The organism is Leptospira venezuelensis (assembly GCF_002150035.1).
Taxonomy (GTDB): domain Bacteria; phylum Spirochaetota; class Leptospiria; order Leptospirales; family Leptospiraceae; genus Leptospira_B; species Leptospira_B venezuelensis.
Genome location: NZ_NETS01000011.1, coordinates 495,299 through 512,540 on the forward strand (window position 1 = coordinate 495,299; position 17,242 = coordinate 512,540).

18 protein-coding genes and 1 riboswitch are annotated in these 17,242 nt (G+C 38.5%); of the genes, 17 read left to right on the forward strand and 1 reads right to left on the reverse strand.

All coding sequences use genetic code 11. The features are described 5' to 3' along the window. Positions 1 to 134: 134 nt before the first annotated feature. The 3 genes from B1C82_RS18500 to B1C82_RS18510 all read left to right on the forward strand — a co-directional run bounded on the left by B1C82_RS18500 (position 135) and on the right by B1C82_RS18510 (position 4,147). Positions 135 to 689 carry a hypothetical protein gene (locus B1C82_RS18500; protein ID WP_234008370.1) on the forward strand — a complete coding sequence of 185 codons (555 nt, stop codon included), beginning with the start codon at positions 135 to 137 and terminating at the stop codon, positions 687 to 689. Positions 690 to 981: 292 nt separating this feature from the next. Further along, on the forward strand, positions 982 to 2,766 hold the full coding sequence (locus B1C82_RS18505) for an alginate export family protein (protein WP_086449060.1): 1,785 nt from the start codon (positions 982 to 984) through the stop codon (positions 2,764 to 2,766). A 202-nt stretch (positions 2,767 to 2,968) separates the two neighbouring features. Further along, positions 2,969 to 4,147: a two-component system sensor histidine kinase NtrB gene (locus B1C82_RS18510; protein ID WP_234008369.1), complete on the forward strand. Its 1,179-nt coding sequence runs from the start codon at positions 2,969 to 2,971 to the stop codon at positions 4,145 to 4,147. Between the two features lie 45 nt (positions 4,148 to 4,192). Here B1C82_RS18510 and B1C82_RS18515 read toward each other — a convergent pair whose 3' ends face one another. Next, positions 4,193 to 4,831, reverse strand: coding sequence for a Crp/Fnr family transcriptional regulator (locus tag B1C82_RS18515; RefSeq protein ID WP_240509602.1), 639 nt, complete (start codon positions 4,829 to 4,831; stop codon positions 4,193 to 4,195). Between the two features lie 136 nt (positions 4,832 to 4,967). Between B1C82_RS18515 and B1C82_RS18520 the strand changes: the two genes are divergently transcribed. The 14 genes from B1C82_RS18520 (at position 4,968) to cobO (ending at position 17,242) form a co-directional block, all read left to right on the forward strand. Beyond that, complete coding sequence (locus B1C82_RS18520) at positions 4,968 to 5,834, forward strand: SDR family NAD(P)-dependent oxidoreductase (protein ID WP_086449062.1); 867 nt, start codon at positions 4,968 to 4,970, stop codon at positions 5,832 to 5,834. A gap of 63 nt (positions 5,835 to 5,897) precedes the next feature. Then, a riboswitch (cobalamin riboswitch) is annotated at positions 5,898 to 6,080 on the forward strand. A 141-nt stretch (positions 6,081 to 6,221) separates the two neighbouring features. Beyond that, the gene (locus B1C82_RS18525; RefSeq protein ID WP_086449063.1) at positions 6,222 to 6,404 is read left to right on the forward strand and encodes a CbtB domain-containing protein; all 183 of its coding nucleotides are present in this window, start codon (positions 6,222 to 6,224) and stop codon (positions 6,402 to 6,404) included. After that, entirely contained in the window at positions 6,395 to 7,204 is an 810-nt protein-coding gene (locus B1C82_RS18530) for a CbtA family protein (protein ID WP_086449064.1), read from the forward strand. Before B1C82_RS18525 ends, B1C82_RS18530 begins: the two co-directional genes overlap by 10 nt. Then, the gene (locus tag B1C82_RS18535) at positions 7,201 to 8,391 is read left to right on the forward strand and encodes a CbiX/SirB N-terminal domain-containing protein (protein ID WP_086449065.1); all 1,191 of its coding nucleotides are present in this window, start codon (positions 7,201 to 7,203) and stop codon (positions 8,389 to 8,391) included. The genes B1C82_RS18530 and B1C82_RS18535 overlap by 4 nt, the downstream gene beginning before the upstream one ends. Positions 8,392 to 8,400: 9 nt before the next feature. Further along, positions 8,401 to 8,775 carry a DUF3209 family protein gene (locus tag B1C82_RS18540; protein ID WP_086449066.1) on the forward strand — a complete coding sequence of 125 codons (375 nt, stop codon included), beginning with the start codon at positions 8,401 to 8,403 and terminating at the stop codon, positions 8,773 to 8,775. 8 nt (positions 8,776 to 8,783) lie between these two features. Continuing rightward, the gene (locus B1C82_RS18545) at positions 8,784 to 9,536 is read left to right on the forward strand and encodes an FAD-dependent oxidoreductase (RefSeq protein ID WP_086449067.1); all 753 of its coding nucleotides are present in this window, start codon (positions 8,784 to 8,786) and stop codon (positions 9,534 to 9,536) included. Between the two features lie 6 nt (positions 9,537 to 9,542). Next, positions 9,543 to 10,658 (forward strand): cobalt-precorrin-5B (C(1))-methyltransferase, encoded by a 1,116-nt coding sequence (locus B1C82_RS18550; protein ID WP_086449068.1) that lies wholly within the window; start codon positions 9,543 to 9,545, stop codon positions 10,656 to 10,658. Beyond that, positions 10,651 to 11,319, forward strand: coding sequence for a precorrin-8X methylmutase (locus B1C82_RS18555; protein WP_086449069.1), 669 nt, complete (start codon positions 10,651 to 10,653; stop codon positions 11,317 to 11,319). The genes B1C82_RS18550 and B1C82_RS18555 overlap by 8 nt, the downstream gene beginning before the upstream one ends. Beyond that, the gene (gene cbiE, locus B1C82_RS18560; RefSeq protein WP_086449070.1) at positions 11,316 to 12,542 is read left to right on the forward strand and encodes a precorrin-6y C5,15-methyltransferase (decarboxylating) subunit CbiE; all 1,227 of its coding nucleotides are present in this window, start codon (positions 11,316 to 11,318) and stop codon (positions 12,540 to 12,542) included. Before B1C82_RS18555 ends, cbiE begins: the two co-directional genes overlap by 4 nt. An 8-nt stretch (positions 12,543 to 12,550) precedes the next feature. Next, positions 12,551 to 13,318, forward strand: a complete 768-nt coding sequence (gene cobI / locus B1C82_RS18565; protein ID WP_086449071.1) for a precorrin-2 C(20)-methyltransferase — start codon at positions 12,551 to 12,553, stop codon at positions 13,316 to 13,318. Then, complete coding sequence (locus B1C82_RS18570) at positions 13,305 to 14,459, forward strand: cobalt-precorrin 5A hydrolase (RefSeq protein ID WP_086449072.1); 1,155 nt, start codon at positions 13,305 to 13,307, stop codon at positions 14,457 to 14,459. Before cobI ends, B1C82_RS18570 begins: the two co-directional genes overlap by 14 nt. Beyond that, on the forward strand, positions 14,456 to 15,919 hold the full coding sequence (gene cobJ, locus B1C82_RS18575) for a precorrin-3B C(17)-methyltransferase (protein ID WP_086449073.1): 1,464 nt from the start codon (positions 14,456 to 14,458) through the stop codon (positions 15,917 to 15,919). Before B1C82_RS18570 ends, cobJ begins: the two co-directional genes overlap by 4 nt. A gap of 10 nt (positions 15,920 to 15,929) precedes the next feature. Further along, positions 15,930 to 16,712, forward strand: coding sequence for a precorrin-4 C(11)-methyltransferase (gene cobM, locus B1C82_RS18580; protein WP_086449074.1), 783 nt, complete (start codon positions 15,930 to 15,932; stop codon positions 16,710 to 16,712). Further along, positions 16,709 to 17,242, forward strand: a complete 534-nt coding sequence (gene cobO, locus B1C82_RS18585; RefSeq protein WP_086449075.1) for a cob(I)yrinic acid a,c-diamide adenosyltransferase — start codon at positions 16,709 to 16,711, stop codon at positions 17,240 to 17,242. Before cobM ends, cobO begins: the two co-directional genes overlap by 4 nt.

Sequence of the window (17,242 nt, forward strand, 5' to 3'; positions counted from 1 at the left end):
AGATTCCTTGGTTCTATCAGGTCAATAAGTGTAGAATATACATTGGAATCAGCATTCAAAGTGATTGGAAACGAATTGCCTTTCTTTTTTAGATCTGGCATTTATCCTGCATATAAAGAAAAAGTATCCCTTGGATGCTGACGGGTCCCCAGGCTCGAACCCAAAGAATGAAAGAGAAGAACGAGCATGAAATTTTGTTTTTTTTCTATTCCCAAGCGGATTTTTTAGAAGAAGTCTGGGCGGAATATAAAAGATCTCCTGCAAAACTTTCCTGCTTAAATCTTGTGAATTGGATATTCGCTGCCTTTCCAATCTATGAAGACATTTCCAAACTTCTCCCTTCAGTGATCTCGAAAACGAAATCAGCTCCCGAGAACGGCAACGATCCGGAATTCTCCTACGAATTAAAAAAAGTCGATATAAATGTAAAAACCCCAAACGAACTCGTTTCAGTATATAAAAGAGTTTCCGAAAGCAAACAGACTGATAAGAAGAAGTCTCTCCAAAATAGTAAATATTTCTGGAATCTGCAAAAGGAAATCCAAGAAGCCAGAAAAGGCCCATTACTAGTTTCATTAGAAGAAACCGCTAAAAGTATAATTCGTTTCAATAACGAACTTGAATTGGAATTGATAGAACATTATGGATTCAATTTCCGCAAGAAACTAAGCATAGACATCATCTCTTAATTAGCAAATTTTATGCCAAATAGAATATTTTATATTAAATAGTGATTTTTCGCTTCGCTCAAATATCGTTCTACAATTGTCGAAGTTACTACACGAAGAATATTCCCCTTAAATGCATAGAAATTATACAATAAGTATCCTTCTCCATCGTACTTAAAAATCCTGACACGAATTTAATTTCAGCAAACCCGTTTAATCTGCCAATTTATTCAACAATCCCATATTTTTAAAACATTGGCACAGTAATTGCTGAGGTTTTAGAAAGATACTTTTACTGTGGGTTGTTTCCTGGATGAATACTATCTCGAAATCCAAATTTAACTTTGTACTTCTCTTAATAACTATTATTATTAGTAGTTCTGCTTATTCAGAAGAGGATCCGAATAAGAATACAAAGGAAATAATTCAAAATCCTCTGCCCTCTTCCGATCCGAATAAGACGGAATCTGCTGATCCAAAAACTAAAAAGCAAGAGCCTAAATATAATTCTCCCTGGAAAGGAAATATTCCTGTGGATCATCTCAGAACTCTTTTAGTTACTCCTGAACAAATGAAGGATACTCAAAAGTCGGATCTGTTTTGGTTAGATAATTTGAAATTGGGAGCATCTCTCCGTCCTAGATTTGAAGCTAGGGAGAATCCAGACTTCAATAAGAAGACAGATGATTATAGCTCTTTCGTAGGACAGAACACCCAACTTTGGTTTTTATTCGATCCTTCCCCCTATTATGCGATCAAAGTGACTGTACAAGATAGTAGGCTTTGGGGTGGTAGTCAAACTCCTCAGAATGCAGGTAACTGGACTTACGGTCTCAGTACAGGTGCCGGAACCACTTTGACTCCGGCTACTTCTACAAACACAAATATTAGGAATAATACTGATATTAGAGAAGCTTACATAGTATTCAAAAAAACTGATAAACTACCTGTTTCAGTTTTTGTAGGAAGACAAGTATTTGCTTTCGGAGATTTAAAAATTGTGGGTCCACTAAACTGGCTTCATACCGGTTTTGCTTTTGATGGTGTTAGATTCGTTCATGATTCTCAATGGTTTAGATCACATGTATTCGGAACGATCTTGTCCAATCAATATGATGCTCCATACGGCTTAACCACGAGTAACGGAAGATCTAAAGGTTCGATCGACCAAGCATACTTTTTTTGTGCTTATAATACCATCAAGTTCGGAGAGGAAGCTCATCTGGATCTATATATGTTTGAAGTTTCTAAAAAATGGATACCAAACCCGAATCCGACAGACTTCGACAATCGTTTAAAACAGAGAGATGATCTACTGACTACCGGCCTTAGATTCACCAATAGAACGAATAATAATCTTTTGCCTGCTGGAAAGATTTGGGACTGGACTATTGAATCTGCATGGCAGTCTGGAATGACTGGAGACAGAGTAAAGGCAGACTGGGATATTTTAGACCAAAAGGCGGCTAACGGTAAAAATATTTATACGGAGAAGGTTCAGTATGATACGAGACTTCTCTCTCTGGATACTGGCATTAAGATCAACGATTGGATCCGCTTAGGATTAGGTTATACGTATGCTTCTGGAGATCCGAATAGATCAGATTCTAAGGTAGGAACTTGGCAGAGTTTATTTCCTCAGATCGCCGGTTCATTCCCCAATTGGAACACTATGAACGGGCAATCCCTAATGGCTGGATTTGAAAATATAAAATCTTATTCCATTCGTGCAAATCTCAAAACCGAATATGGAATGTTCATATTTACGATTTACGATACCCAGAAGGCAAATCTGCAAGATGCTTGGTATAAGGTTTCCGGTGTTCCGAATACTGGTTTAAGCACAGAGAATTATTCTAATGATAAGTTCTCCTACGAAAATTCCAGATTGGGAAGAAGGTTATTCTACCAATATGACTTTACCTGGATCCACAATTATACTGAATCAGTTTCTATCTGGATGGGAATTTCTCTCGTAAAAGCTAAAGAAGCAATCGGCAACGAAAGAACAAATCCATTTGCTTCCAATCCAGATAATCGATACACATTCGACGATACTTCTAAATTCTTTTATCTCATGGTCTCCGCCTCCCTATAAGGCAATCCTTTCCTAAGGAGGGGGTCGAAGTTTCGCCCCTCCTTTCTTTTTTTGGAGAAGTTAAACTTCTTAATATTTTCTAGAGTTAGTTAGACTATACTTTGTTGCCAAACAGAGGTTAAAATAGTTACATAATTTATTAACAATAGATAAGACGAAACGCTTTCCTCTCTCTGTCTTAAATAGCATGGAAGAGAAGGTTATGCAAGACTGCGATGAAATTCCTCCAAGAATAAACCAACCCTCTGGTTATTTAGAGAAGGACTTTCTGCCTAAAGAACTAGGCTGGGATGAATGGTTCTGCCAAGCGGCACAATTCAAGAATATACTTTATCATTCTCCGAATGGATTTGCGATAATCTCCTTGGAAGGAAAATTTATTAGCGCTAACCCTGCGCTCTCCCAAATTTTAGGTTATTCTGAAAATGAATTAGCCGGAATGAGCTTTGAATACATTACTCATCCGGATGATCTGGAAGAAGATTACAGATCAAGGGACCAATTTTTAAAAGGATTAATATCCATATTTAAAAGGAAAAAAAGATACATTCATAAAGACGGTCATCAACTTTGGGTTCAAGTAGATGCAACTTTGATACGGAACAGAAAGGGAGATCCGAATTATTTTGCAGTACAATTCCAAGACATTACGAAACATCATGAATTAGAAAAGCAGCTCATTCATTCTCAAAGAATGGAATCAATCGGTTCCCTTGCTGGAGGAGTTGCTCATGACTTTAATAATATCCTAACTGTAGTTTTAGGATACACTACCCTTTTAGAAAAGAACTCGGAACATCCGCAAAAGATCTTACAATATTCTGAAATCATTAGGAAAACTGCTGAAAGAGGATCATCTTTAATCAAACAACTTTTGACACTAGCAAGGAAGGTCGAATCAGATCTTAAACCGTCAATTTTGAACGATTTGCTTTCGGAAGCAGTCCATATAGCATCATCTACCTTTCCTAAATCCATTCGAGTAATTGCTGATCTCCCTCAAGATCCGATCTTAGTACAGTCAGACCATACTCAGATACATCAAGTTTTTCTGAACTTATTTTTAAACGCAAAGGATGCAATGCTTAACGGTGGATTACTTTCTATAAGACTTAAAACAGAGGAAGGAGAATTTATTTCTCCTGAAAAGACTCAAAAAACCGCTGTAATAGAAATTTTAGACAGTGGCACAGGGATAGACAGAAAGACGATCCGTAAAATATTCGATCCATTCTTTACGACAAAAGAGCCTGGTAAAGGAACCGGACTCGGACTTTCTATTGTTTATGGTATTTTAGAAAATCATAAAGGAAAGATTAAAGTAGAAAGTGAACTCGGTTCTGGTACAAAATTTTCCGTATACTTTCCGATTTTGGAATAAAAGATGATTCTGATCCTTCTACTATTTAGGAATTTTCTACAAGAGTTATTTCTGTTCCTTCCAGATCCTGTTTCTGATCCTACTTAATGAAACAGGTGTGATCCCTAAAAAGGAAGCAATATAATGTTGCGGGATACGATTTGCAATGTCCTGTTGTTCTTTGATCAAATTCAAATATCGTTGCTCCGGACTATCCCTAATTCTAGACAAAAACAAATTCATATAAGTATCAAATCTTTCAGCAACGTATTGTAGTAAAAAGTCCCGAACTTCCTCATTCTCTTTATAAATAATTTCTGCATCTTCTCCGCTTAGTATAAGCAGTTCCGTAGGTTCAATACTTTCCACACTAAGTTGGCTGTCCTTGTAAGTACCTCTATAACTATGGATAGAAGTGATCGCTCTATTTTCCGGAAAAAATGCGATCGTAATATCTCGTCCCTTATCTTCAAATTTTAATCTGAGGCATCCTTTTTTAACAATAAATATGTTTTTGGTAAAAACTCCTCTTTCTATGAGTACAGTTTTTGCCGGTACCTTCTTTTCTTTTAACATAGAAGTATAACGGTCCCAATTTTTTTCCAAACTTGGGATCTTCTTCCTTAGGTTTTCCAATAAAGGTATTTCATACATCTTAGTGCCTTGATTTCTCCCGTATTCAGTATCATGGGAATGAAAAGGCAAGATTTGTTTTGGGATCAAACCAGGAATTTAAGGTTTTGGAACAAGTTCTCCAATTCTTTATGTAAAAAGTTTCGAATTAGATTGAATAGTTTCCTAAAAAGGGAAATCTTGCCCGCATCGAAGAGAATTTTTCAATATGTCATTCAGCAGATACAAAGGCAAAAAAGTATTTATTACAGGCGGTTCCGCGGGTATAGGCAAAGGAATTGCGATCCAATTAGCGAAGGCAGGAGCAAGTGTAATTGTTTCTGCAAGGGGAAAATCTAACTTAGAAAAAACTGTCCAAGAGATGAAGGCTGTAGGAGCTCCCACAGCTGTATTCGGGTTCGCAATTTTGGACGTTTCCGATAAAAAGGCCATCGAAAAAGAAGCTAAAAAAGCAATCCAAACCTTGGGAGGATTGGATCTTCTAATCTGCAGCAGCGGTTTTGCTAAAGCAGGAGAAGCTTCCGACCTGGACGACGAAGTTTATAGAAATCTAATGGATGTAAACTTTTTCGGTCATGTAAATAGTGCACTCGCATTCAGTGATCATTTTTCCAAACAAAAAAGTGGAGAGATCGTATTCTTGGCCTCTACCCTTGCGTTCTTTTCTATCTACGGATATGGAGCTTATTCTGCTAGCAAGTTTGCGATCGTAGGCTTTGCCCAAGGTTTTCGCCAAGAAATGATGCTTCATGGAGTGAAGGTAAAATTATTTCTTCCTCCTACAACTGATACTCCTGGTTTGGAAAAGGAGAATACCGACAAACCTGAATTGAGTAAAGAAATTGAAATGGGTTCTGCATTAAACAGAATTCATGCGATTGATTCAGTTGCAAAAGCGATCTTAAAATGGATACCGAACAAAAAGTTTATCGGATATACAGGGTGGGATTCTTGGCTTCAATATTTTCTATTCAGACATTTTCCTGAATTCAGTATTAAACTTACAGATTCTGAATTAAAAGCAGCCCAGTCTAGACTAGATAAGAAAAAACAGAAAGGCCGGGGAGAGGTATAGAGAATTTTGCTCGGCCGAAAATAAAATACTATACAAAATTACTCACCTAAATAGATCCTGAAATCTCAGTCTATTTTTGTAGGAACATAGATGTCTCCATCTATGGGAAGACGGTGCAATTCCGTCACGGTACCCGCCGCTGTAAGAGGGACAAAAGGCACAAGATGTCACTGGGTGTAAAACCTGGGAAGACGTGCTGAGTAGGACGATCTCGAGTCAGAAAACGCCTTATAAAAATCCTGAAGCTACGTTATCCAGTCTCGGATGTAAGACGGTTACGTAACTAAACTCAAATTAATTTTTGCGAATACAATGCTTCGGCGAGATCCGTTTTGCATTAGTATCGTTTATATCTTGTTAGGCGAAGATCTCTTAGGAGGGATTTTTATGCGCTCGATTTCAGTTTCGAAAGATTTTTCGGGAGCCAGATTATGGCTTAGCGGATCTGTCCTGGTTTTGGCTGGGTTTCTCGCTTTTTCTACGATCTACGTAGTTGGCCTGGAACCAATGGTGTATTTGCACGATACTTTTCATGATATAAGACATTCTACGGGCTTTCCATGCCATTAAGATCAGGACTTTCTGATCTATTAAGGGCTGGGATATTTTCCGGTTTGGTTTCTGGTCTTGTTCTAGGAGTCTTGGTTTGTGTTTGGAATCTTCCTCTCATTTTAGAAGCGGAGAAGTTTGAATCCAAATCCGCATCAGAAAATTCGAATCTCGGCCATACACATATTCATTCACATGGAGAAGTTCATTCTCACACGAATGAACAATCTTCTTCCACCGAATTAGTCCTGAACAATAGTCTTTGGCAAAAAAGAAATTTAGGAACTTTTATAGGCTCCATTCTTTTAGGTATTTCTTTTGGAATTTTAGTTTCATTGTGGATGATCTTTTTTCCCCCACTTGGATTTTCAGAGGCACCCTCCCTATCTAAAGCAATATTACCAAGTATTCTGATTGCCATAGGTGGATTCCTAATATTCTTCGGGCTCCCATTTATAGGACTCCCTCCAGAATTACCAGGAAGAGCATCAGGAGCTTATGATTATCCAGAAAGGCAGGCTTGGTGGTATCTTAGTGTGGGATCAAGTTTAGTTGGTATATTTGGATCAAGAGTCCTTCTATCTTATTTACATATTCATAATTTATTAAAATGGATTGTCGCTTTAGTGGCGGCTCTATTTTTTGTAGGACTTCCATTCTATCTTGGTACGCCTAAAATTCCTGGGGACTTTGCCGCTCCTAAGGAATTAAGGATACAATTTGAATACATAACCTTACTCATAAACCTGATCTTCTGGTATCTATTATCTTCTTTATTCTTCCTATTCTGGAAACCAAGGCAGGTATTGGGATTTAAATGAAACCGAAGATTGCAGTTCTGGTACTAGGCCATGGAAGTAGGGAAGAAAATTCCAATCTAGAATTTGTCTCCCTAGTGGAATCCTATTCACTAACTAGACCAGATCTAAAAATTACACATGCATATGTGGAACTTGCAAAACCAGATCTGGAAACCTCTCTTCGGGATCTTTGCAAAGATTATTCTAATATTATAATATTTCCTTTATTCTTATATACTTCTGGTCATATCAAAAACGATGTTCCAATCGTTCTAGATCGAATCAAATCAGAGTTTCCTGCCCACTCTTTCAAAATTTCAAATAGTTTAGGCATCCACTCTAAGATGGTTTCTTTGCTTAGAAAACGTGCAGAAGAATTTATACCTCTAAACAAAGAACAATCTTTTAAAACTGGAGTTATTATCGTAAATAGAGGATCTTCTGATCCGAATGCGAACGGTGACTTTTATAAAACTGTTCGTTTGTTCCAAGAAGGAAATCATTTCTCCTTTGTTCTTCCTTCCTTCATAGGGATAACCAGCCCTCTTCTTCCGGATACCTTAGAGATGGCCTCTAAATTAAGACCGGAAAAACTTCTGGTGGTCCCCTACTTTTTATTCGGTGGATTATTGATCAAAAAAATATCTTCCTTGGTTCAAAACTTTTCAGAAAAATTCCCTTGGATCAAAACGGAACTCTCTTCTTATATAGGACCTGATTCGGAATTATTTTCCGTAATGGATGAAAGGATCCAAGATAGTATCTCAGGAAAATTTTCTCTTCCATGTGATACTTGCGAATACAGAGCACAACTTCCCGGCCTTTCCAAAAAAGTTGGAGGATTAAAGGCGCTTCTCTGGAGTATTCGTCACCTGGAAACTCATAATCAAGCAGCTCCTCATTTGTTCCCTCACCGTAATTTACAAAAGCATATATTTGTTTGCGATAATATAGATTGCGCAAGCAAAGGAAGTTCAGCCTTAGTCGCTCGGATGAGGTCCATTTTAAAATTACAAGGTAGGCATTTAGATTTTAAAATCTCTCGCTCTTCTTGTATGGGAAGATGCGGAGAAGGTCCAGTAGTGGCAGTTTATCCCGATGGAGTTTGGTACCAAAAAGTAAATGTAGAAGATGCGGAAGATCTCGTTTCCGAACATCTTTTACAAGATAGATTAGTTTCTCGTTTAGTAGATAATATTATGCAATAGGAATATAGTATGGCATGTCATGAAATCGCAGCTTTAAGATTAGGAATGATGAATGTTCTTGGGATCAAGGACGAATCCGTCATCCAACATGAAAAAAATGAAATAGGACCGGAAGCCCTCTCCTCTCCTGGTCCAATCCAATCTTTGACGAACGCGAATAATTTTGATGATCTAATCCGATTTTTCGAAGCAAGTTTGGTAGAATTAGAACAAACAATTTCTAAACTTCCTTCCGGAGATCCTAAATCCGGATATTATACATCTCTTTTGATACTTACTAAAAAAGTGGAATTAGATCTGAAAAATTCTGCGAAGTCATTCCAAACATTATATCTGGATCTGGAAGAAATGCATGATTTCGTGCATGAGATCTATCCTTCTTAGGAGGAACATTGAACCAAAAACTTCTCAAACTGATCCATAAGGAAAATTTAAGCTCTTCTTCTGATATATACCATTTTGAACGAGCCGATGGTCTACCTTTTGATTTTATAGGTGGACAATATGTAATCCTAAATACCGGGAATGATACCGATGGAAAGGCGATCAAGAGAGCTTATTCTATCCTGTCATCCGATTCAAAAACAGACTCCTTTCAGATCTGCGTAAAACGTTTAGGAACGGGAAAAGCATCCAGTATTCTATCTGAATTAAAGTTAGGATCAGAATTGGAATATTCTGGTCCTTGGGGAAAATTTGTAGGAGATCCAACATGGCCTTCTCCAGGTTTTTCTCTAATTTTGGCAACAGACACCGGGATCACTTCTCTTACAGGACTTCTTCTTTCGAAAAAATTTTCAAGCCGCTTAGACAGCACTATTACGGTTTGGCTGAAAACAAAAGAGGAAGATTTTATCCCTGAAAATGAACTAGAAAAAATCCTCTCAGGAGTTTCTAACTTTCCTAATATATTCCAAATTCCTTTTATTTCAGATCCACATCGGATCTCAAAAGCATTAGAAATTTTGAAATCGATTTTGGGAGACTGTACCGTTCCCGATAACGCATTCTTAAGCGGAGACGGAAATATCCTAAGAGAAATTAGATCCGAACTAGTCCGTTTAGGAACCTTGGAATCAAGGATCGGAATGGAAACATTCTTTAATACGCAAAGAAGTTCGTCACCTGCAGTAAGCATCGGTTAAGTTTTAATGGCAACAAAGGAACTAAGAGAAGGATTTACTACAGGAGCTTGCTCCGCTGCTGCTGCCAAGGCAGCAGCGAGAGTCCTGATCTTAGGTCAGACCATTAAAGAAATTGAAACTACTCTTCCTAATAAAAGAAAAGTTACTTTTGAATTAAAACGTTGTGAGATCTCCGATGATAGCGCTGTTTGCAGCATTATCAAAGATGCGGGAGATGATCCAGATTGCACCCATGGAGCAGAGTTAACTGCGGAAGTGAAACTCAATCAAGAAAGCAAAATCGTTTTAAAAGGTGGAGAAGGAGTAGCAGTAGTCACTAAAGCAGGACTCGGCTTAGAGATAGGAGAACCTGCAATCAATCCAGTTCCCAGAAAGAATATTACCGAAATGATATTAGAGGAATTGATCGGTTCCGCATTCTCAGGTGCAGAAGTTACGATCAGTGTTCCGGGGGGCCAAGAGATGGCCAAAAAAACAATGAACGAGCGTCTCGGATTGATAGGAGGGATCTCAATCTTAGGCACAACCGGGATCGTAAAACCATATTCGACTGCTGCATATAAGGCAAGTGTAATACAGGCAATACAGGTCGCGAGAGAATACGGAGAACAAAGTATCGTTTTAACTACGGGCGGAAAGTCCGAAAAGTTTGCAATGGACCTTCTTCCCAATATGAATGAGATCGCATTCATACAAGTCGGTGATTTTATAGGAACGGGAATTAAGACCGCAATCAAAGAAGACATTCATCACGTAATCATAGTAGGTATGATCGGAAAACTCTCCAAGATGGCCGACGGAGTTATGATGACTCATAGAGGGGGCTCTTCTGTAAACACGAAGATGCTTGCCAATATTGCAAGATCCCTGGAGATCCCAGAAACAGTTTGCTCAAATATAGAAGCGGCAAATACAGCAAGGCATGTATTAGATATTTGTAAAGAATCAGGACACTTCTATATAACCACTAGGATCTGCGAGATCGTTTCAGAAAATTGTTCTAAACATGGATTAGGCCTAAGAGTTTCCACTTATATGGTGGATTTCGACGGAACATTATTAGGAAAGTTTGAAGCTCCAGAAGGCTGGGGAATCAAAGGAGAAAGCGGAATAAATGAATGACATGCGACAAATGACTTCCTTAGGAAGGGAGATCGAAAATAGTTCTTTTGCCATCATAGACGAAGAAGCGGGAAACCATTCGCATCCGCCTGGTGATTGGGAAGTTGTCAGAAGGATCATACATGCGACTGCAGATTTTGAATACAGAGATTTAACAAAGATCCATACAAATGCAATCAGTGACGGGATACAAGCCTTGAAGAACGGGTGTCCTATTATTTGCGATGTTCAGATGATTATTGCCGGTCTGAATAGCGAACGTTTAGAAGCATACGGTTGCAAAACATATAGCTTCATCAGTGATCCCGAAGTAATCCAAAGGGCAAAAGATAATAATTCAACCAGAGCTATAGAATCCATGCGCAAGGCTTCTAATTTAGGACTTTTGAATGGAAGTGTAATAGCAATAGGAAACGCACCCACTGCACTTTTAGAGATAGTAAGACTTGTGCAAGAAGAAGGTATCCGTCCTTCTCTGGTGATTGGAGTTCCGGTGGGGTTTGTATCCGCTGCTGAATCCAAAGAAGCATTACTGGATATCAAATTTCAATCTGGATATTCCATCCCCTATATCCTTACTCGAGGAAGAAAAGGAGGAAGCACAATAGCAGTTTCAATCATTCATGCACTTCTACTTCTTTCAACGGAGAAGAAATTTTGAAAGCAGTTACTGTAATTGGGATCGGAGACGACGGCTGCGTCGGGCTATCCAGTAAAGCAATGGGTGCAGTCGCGAGGGCAAGAATTCTTGCTGGTGGAGAAAGGCATCTAGACTTCTTTCCTCAATTTGATGGAGAAAGGATCATTATAAAAAATGATATTGTTCGAACTGCGGAGAAGATCGCAGAACTTTCTGCAGAGCATACAATATGCGTCCTTGCCTCGGGAGACCCTCTATTTTTCGGGATTGGAAATCTCATCTTAAAAAAAGTTGGAAGAGATCATGTAGAATTCATTCCGGCCCCAAGTTCCGTTCAAACCGCTTTTTCTAAAATCGGAGTCAAATGGGACGATGCTTCTTTTCTCTCCTTACATGGGAGACCTATCGAAGGCTTTATTACAAAATTACAAAATGTATCCAAGGTTGCGTGTCTTACAGACGAGATAAACTCCCCTTCTAAAATCGCAAAGTATCTATTAAATTTTTATGAAACAGATTGGAACGCATTCGTTTGTGAAAATTTGGGTGGAAAAGAAGAAAAAGTCCGCGAATTCGAGTTAGATACTTTGGCGGAGACTCCTAGCATTTCCGACTTAAATGTACTTATTCTAATCAGAAAAGATCCGAATTGGAAACCTTCTCCGCTTCTTCCTTTTTTAGGAGAAGATGAATATGCTAAACGCCTCCCTAAGAAAGGACTAATTACTAAGAAAGAAGTTCGAATACTTTCTCTCTCTGCGCTGGAAATCAGACCAGATTCCTTAGTCTGGGATATCGGAGCTGGTTCAGGAGCTGTTTCCATAGAAGCTGCGAGGATCGCGAGAGAAGGAAAAGTATACGCTATCGAAGTGGATCTAGAGGGAATAGAGATCTGCCAACAGAATATACTCTCCCACAAAGCAGATAATGTTTTTTTAATACACGGAAAAGCTCCTCAGGCATTGGAAGATCTTCCCTCTCCAGACTGCGTATTTATAGGAGGCTCCAAAGGGAATCTGAAAGAAATCATCGAACTTTCTTTCAATCGTTTAAGCTCAGGCGGTTGTTTAGTAGCAAATGCTATCACCTTGGATAATGTTTCAGAAGCATATAAAACATTTAGAGACATGGACCTAATCCCTGAAGTGAGCCTGATCAACATCTCCAGAAGCCAAAAATTAGCGGATTATCTCAGATATGAAGCTCTAAATCCAATTCATATCTTTAAAATTAGGAAATCTTAATACATTTCATGAACGTAAAAACAAAATACGGAAAATTATTCGGAGTTGGAGTAGGCCCGGGGGCAACGGATCTAATCACCCTCAGAGCAGTAAACGTTTTAAATACAGTTCCTGTGCTCGCAATTCCTAAAAGTAGCGAATCACTTCCCTCTTTTTCATGGAGAGTATGTTCTCCAGTGGTTCAGGAAAAAGAAACACAAGAGAAATTATTCTTACATTTTCCAATGACCAAAGATCCGAATATACTTATTCCAGCATGGGATAAGGCATTCAAAGAAATCGGTCTTAGATTAGAAAAAGGTTTAGATGTTGCATTTATCACGCAAGGAGATCCATCCGTTTATAGCTCCTGGAGTTATTTATTAGAAGAAGCTCCAGAGAGATGGCCAGGTATAGAAATCGAGATTGTTCCGGCAGTTTCTTCCATTACTGCCATCCCCGCCAGCTTACTTACCCCTCTTGCAGACGGAAGAGAGAGATTTTGTGTCCTTCCAGCAACCTATGGATTAGAAGATCTAGAAAAACTTATCCAAGATTTTGACACTATTGTTCTGACAAAAGTTGGACAAGTGGTTCCAGAATTGATCAGAATATTAAAAGAGCAGAATATTCTAGAAAATGCAACCTATGTATCTTACGGAACAACAGACCGTCAAAGGATCGTAAAAGACATAGAATCTATCAAAAACGAAACATGTGATTATTTTTCAATGGTAGTCATTTCTATCCGAAAACGGAAAGGAGTGTTGAGAGGGATTTCAGATGATTCAGAATAGAAAACCTTACGCAATCTATGTAATTACTAAACATGGATTAAAGACCGGAAAAGAACTATTCAATTCTTTAAAAGGAGCAGATATATTTGTTTCTCCTAAATTTATTTCGGAAGCTCCAAAAGAATCCAAACTGTTAAGTCTTCCAATGGAACCCACGCTAAGGGAAACTTTTATGGTATACGATTGCCATATTTTTGTGATCAGCGTAGGAGCAGTTGTTAGAATGATCTCTCCTCTTTTAGTCAGCAAGAAGACGGATCCAGCGGTTCTCTGCATAGATGACCAGGCAAAATTCACCATTTGTGTTCTATCGGGCCATGTAGGAAGAGGAAATTTTTTTACTCAGAAGATTTCCGATCTTTTAGAAAATATTCCAGTGATCACGACAGCTTCAGATGTTTCCGGAACGCTGACTGTGGATATTCTAGGAAGGGATCTGGGTTGGAGCTTAGAAGATCAGGATAGGAACGTAACAAGAGCCTGTGCCGCAGTAGTAAATGAAACTAAAGTCTTGTTTGTGCAAGAAACTGGTGAGTCGAATTTCTGGCCTCTGGAGAAAAATCTTCCTAAGGGTGTAGAATATTCTATTAATCTAGAGAATATCAATCCGAAAGATTATGAAATCCTACTGATCGCAAGCGATAGAACAGACATCAAAACAAAAACTCCGGAAATATATTCTAATTCTGTCATTTATAGACCTAAATCACTGGTTTTAGGCTTGGGTTGCGATAAAGGAATCTCAACCGAAATAGTAGAGAATGGAATAATAAAAGTATTAAAAGAATATAATCTATCTTTAGATAGCATAAGAGCAATTGCAAGTGTAGATGCCAAAAAAGAAGAGCCTGCATTTTTAGAAATTTCAAAAAAATACGGCTGGGAATTTATAACATTCTCCTCGGAAAAACTAGATTGTGTAGAAGGAATTTCAGAAATTTCCCAAGCAGCATCCGAATATGTGGGAACTCGTTCTGTCAGTGAAGCATCTGCACTTCTACTTTCTGGCTCAGATAAATTACTCGTAACTAAACAGAAATATAAAGAAACGGAAGGTGGAAAAAATCTAACTATAGCAATTTCAAGAATACCATTTGCGACCAGATCAGAATCCCGCTCGCCTATTCTGGAGAAGGTATGAACGAAACCACAAAAGGAAAATTGAATATTGTGGGAATCGGTCCAGGAAACGATTCCCATATTACTCCTGCTGCGTTATCTGCGATTAAAGAAGCGGATTCCATAATAGGATACACAACTTATATCAATTTAGTAAAACATCATCTGAACGGAAAACAAGTCACTCGCACCGGTATGACAGAAGAGATCACTCGTGCTCAAACTGCTGTGGAATCGGCGAAGTCCGGACAAACTGTTACATTAATCTCTTCCGGCGACGCAGGTGTTTATGGAATGGCTGGTCTTGTATTCGAAGTTTTAAGAAAAACAGGTTGGAAAAAAGGGGATTCTCCTGAGATCAAAATGATCCCAGGCATTAGTGCTGACAGCTCCTGCGGATCTCTTGTGGGAGCTCCTATGGTTCATGATTCCGCCAGAATCTCTCTCTCCGATCTTTTGACTCCTTGGACAGTGATCGAAAAGCGTATCGACTCAGCAGCCAAAGGAGACTTTGTGATAAATCTATACAACCCTGCTTCCGGCAGAAGACAGAGACAGATTGTAGAAGCTGCTCGTATCATAAAACAATACAGACCCGGAACAACACCAGTTGCGCTCGTAAAAAGTGCATATCGTAGACAGGAGAATATTCAGTTTTCAGATCTGGATCATTTTTTGGAATTTGAGATTGGGATGAATACAACTGTCATCATCGGTTCTTCTCAATCTTTTGTTTATGAAGGATTTTTTGTAACACCAAGAGGTTACGGAAATAAATACTCTTTAGAAGATGGCTCCTTGAAACCGGGACAAAACAGAGCAGTTTCATTGAGAACAGAGGACGACTTGGCAATCAGAATTCCGAAAGAGTCACCTTCTCCTAATTTAAATATCACTAAAATACAAGGTGCCTTCGTAAAAACTAGTACCACCGTTTTTGAACAAGAAAAAGAAGAAATTATTGAGTCCCTAGATTCTTCCGTGGCCACTGCTCTAAAGGTTTTACAATTTTTGGAGATTTCTCCCCAAAAGAATGAAGAACAAATTACAGAATTAAAATCCGAAGAAAAAATCCAATATTTAGGGCGTATGGGTGGAGCTATTCTTTATAAAAATGGTGAAGATTATTACCTAATTGGAAAATTGAAACAACCAATCGACCTGGAAACATTCGGTTTTTATAATCCTGTCGAACAGGATCAAAAATGGATAAAACTAAATATTAAAGACGATTCTATCCTTTCTAAATTTAATTTCGATATTCTGATTTCCTTCAATTCGGAAGGTTCTCCGGAAGAAGTTTACGATCTATTCTCCATTTATAGGAATTCATCTATTAGTGAAAGGCTCTGGAATTATGTTTTAGACAATAGTAAAAAGACTCTCTGGGAAAATAACAAATATGCAGATGCAAGATGGCTTGGGAATTCTCCTAAGCAAGTATGGGCTTCCTTCAGAGATAATATTTTAAAATGTGACTGAGTGTATTATTATGAAAGTATATATTATTGGCGCGGGTCCTGGAGATCCGGATCTGATCACTATCAAAGGTGCAAGACTTGTAGAGACCTGCCCTATTGTTCTTTATACCGGCTCACTTGTACCGCAAAGAGTGATCGAAAGAGCAAATCCGAAGGCAACCGTATTAGATTCTTCTAAAATGACTTTAGAGGATATTATTTCCATTTTAGAAGAAGCTAAAAAGAACGACCAAGATGTCGCGAGAGTTCACACTGGAGATCCGTCCATATTCGGTTCCACAGCTGAACAGATGAGAAAAATGGATGAACTAGAAATTCCATACGAAATCGTCCCTGGAGTTTCTTCTTTTACAGCCGCAGCTGCTATGCTTGGCAAAGAGCTTACTCTTCCGGAAGTTTCTCAGTCCGTAGTGATTACTCGGGCAGAAGGAAGAACTCCCATGCCAGAAAAAGAGAAGTTGCAAACTTTTGCCTCTACCGGAGCTACTTTAGTATTCTTTTTAAGTGTTTTACATATTCGTAAAATTGTAGAAGACCTTATTCCTCACTATGGTAAGGATTGCCCGGTTTCCGTTGTACAAAAAGCAACTTGGCCAGAGCAAAAAATAGTAACTGGCACACTGGAAACGATAGTATCTAAGGTGAAAGAGGAAAAGATCACTGCGACTGCTATAATATTTGTCGGTAAAGTATTAGACTGCCATGATTTTGCAGATTCCAGACTTTATGCTTCCGACTTCTCTCATAAATTCAGGAAAGCGAATAAGAAACAAATCGTCTCGGAAACAAAATGAACACTTCCTCTGACAAAAAAGGACTTATCTTAGTATTCACTGGACCCGGAAAAGGAAAAACCACTGCTGCATTAGGGATTCTATTCAGAGCATTAGGAAGAGGAATGAAATGTGGAGTTGTCCAATTCCTAAAAGGAAAATGGGAAACTGGGGAGAGAAAATTTGCAAAGACCATTACTGATCTTGACTTTCACGTAATGGGGCTCGGTTTCACCTGGGAAAGTGATGATCTTGACAGAGACAAAAAAGCTGCAAGATCAGCTTGGGAAAAATCATGCGAGATGATATTTTCAGAAATTTATAAAATAATCATATTAGATGAGATCACTTACGCTTTTCACTATGGCTGGCTTACTCCGGAAGAAGTATCAAACGTTATAGCTAAAAAACCAGAAGACCTACATATTATTCTAACAGGCAGAAATTGCCCTAACCTTTTAACTGATATGGCAGATTTAGTCACTCAGATAGAATCCCCCAAACACCCTTATAAAAATGGGATCCCTGCTCAGCTTGGAATCGATTATTAA

What these genes read in the sequence shown, in the direction of transcription:
- B1C82_RS18500 (WP_234008370.1), top strand. Translation starts at nt 135, where the DNA reads ATGCTGACGGGTCCCCAGGCTCGAACCCAAAGAATGAAAGAGAAGAAC.
- B1C82_RS18505 (WP_086449060.1), top strand. Translation starts at nt 982, where the DNA reads ATGAATACTATCTCGAAATCCAAATTTAACTTTGTACTTCTCTTAATA.
- B1C82_RS18510 (WP_234008369.1), top strand. Translation starts at nt 2,969, where the DNA reads ATGCAAGACTGCGATGAAATTCCTCCAAGAATAAACCAACCCTCTGGT.
- B1C82_RS18520 (WP_086449062.1), top strand. Translation starts at nt 4,968, where the DNA reads ATGTCATTCAGCAGATACAAAGGCAAAAAAGTATTTATTACAGGCGGT.
- B1C82_RS18525 (WP_086449063.1), top strand. Translation starts at nt 6,222, where the DNA reads ATGCGCTCGATTTCAGTTTCGAAAGATTTTTCGGGAGCCAGATTATGG.
- B1C82_RS18530 (WP_086449064.1), top strand. Translation starts at nt 6,395, where the DNA reads ATGCCATTAAGATCAGGACTTTCTGATCTATTAAGGGCTGGGATATTT.
- B1C82_RS18535 (WP_086449065.1), top strand. Translation starts at nt 7,201, where the DNA reads ATGAAACCGAAGATTGCAGTTCTGGTACTAGGCCATGGAAGTAGGGAA.
- B1C82_RS18540 (WP_086449066.1), top strand. Translation starts at nt 8,401, where the DNA reads ATGGCATGTCATGAAATCGCAGCTTTAAGATTAGGAATGATGAATGTT.
- B1C82_RS18550 (WP_086449068.1), top strand. Translation starts at nt 9,543, where the DNA reads ATGGCAACAAAGGAACTAAGAGAAGGATTTACTACAGGAGCTTGCTCC.
- B1C82_RS18555 (WP_086449069.1), top strand. Translation starts at nt 10,651, where the DNA reads ATGAATGACATGCGACAAATGACTTCCTTAGGAAGGGAGATCGAAAAT.
- cobI (WP_086449071.1), top strand. Translation starts at nt 12,551, where the DNA reads ATGAACGTAAAAACAAAATACGGAAAATTATTCGGAGTTGGAGTAGGC.
- B1C82_RS18570 (WP_086449072.1), top strand. Translation starts at nt 13,305, where the DNA reads ATGATTCAGAATAGAAAACCTTACGCAATCTATGTAATTACTAAACAT.
- cobJ (WP_086449073.1), top strand. Translation starts at nt 14,456, where the DNA reads ATGAACGAAACCACAAAAGGAAAATTGAATATTGTGGGAATCGGTCCA.
- cobM (WP_086449074.1), top strand. Translation starts at nt 15,930, where the DNA reads ATGAAAGTATATATTATTGGCGCGGGTCCTGGAGATCCGGATCTGATC.
- cobO (WP_086449075.1), top strand. Translation starts at nt 16,709, where the DNA reads ATGAACACTTCCTCTGACAAAAAAGGACTTATCTTAGTATTCACTGGA.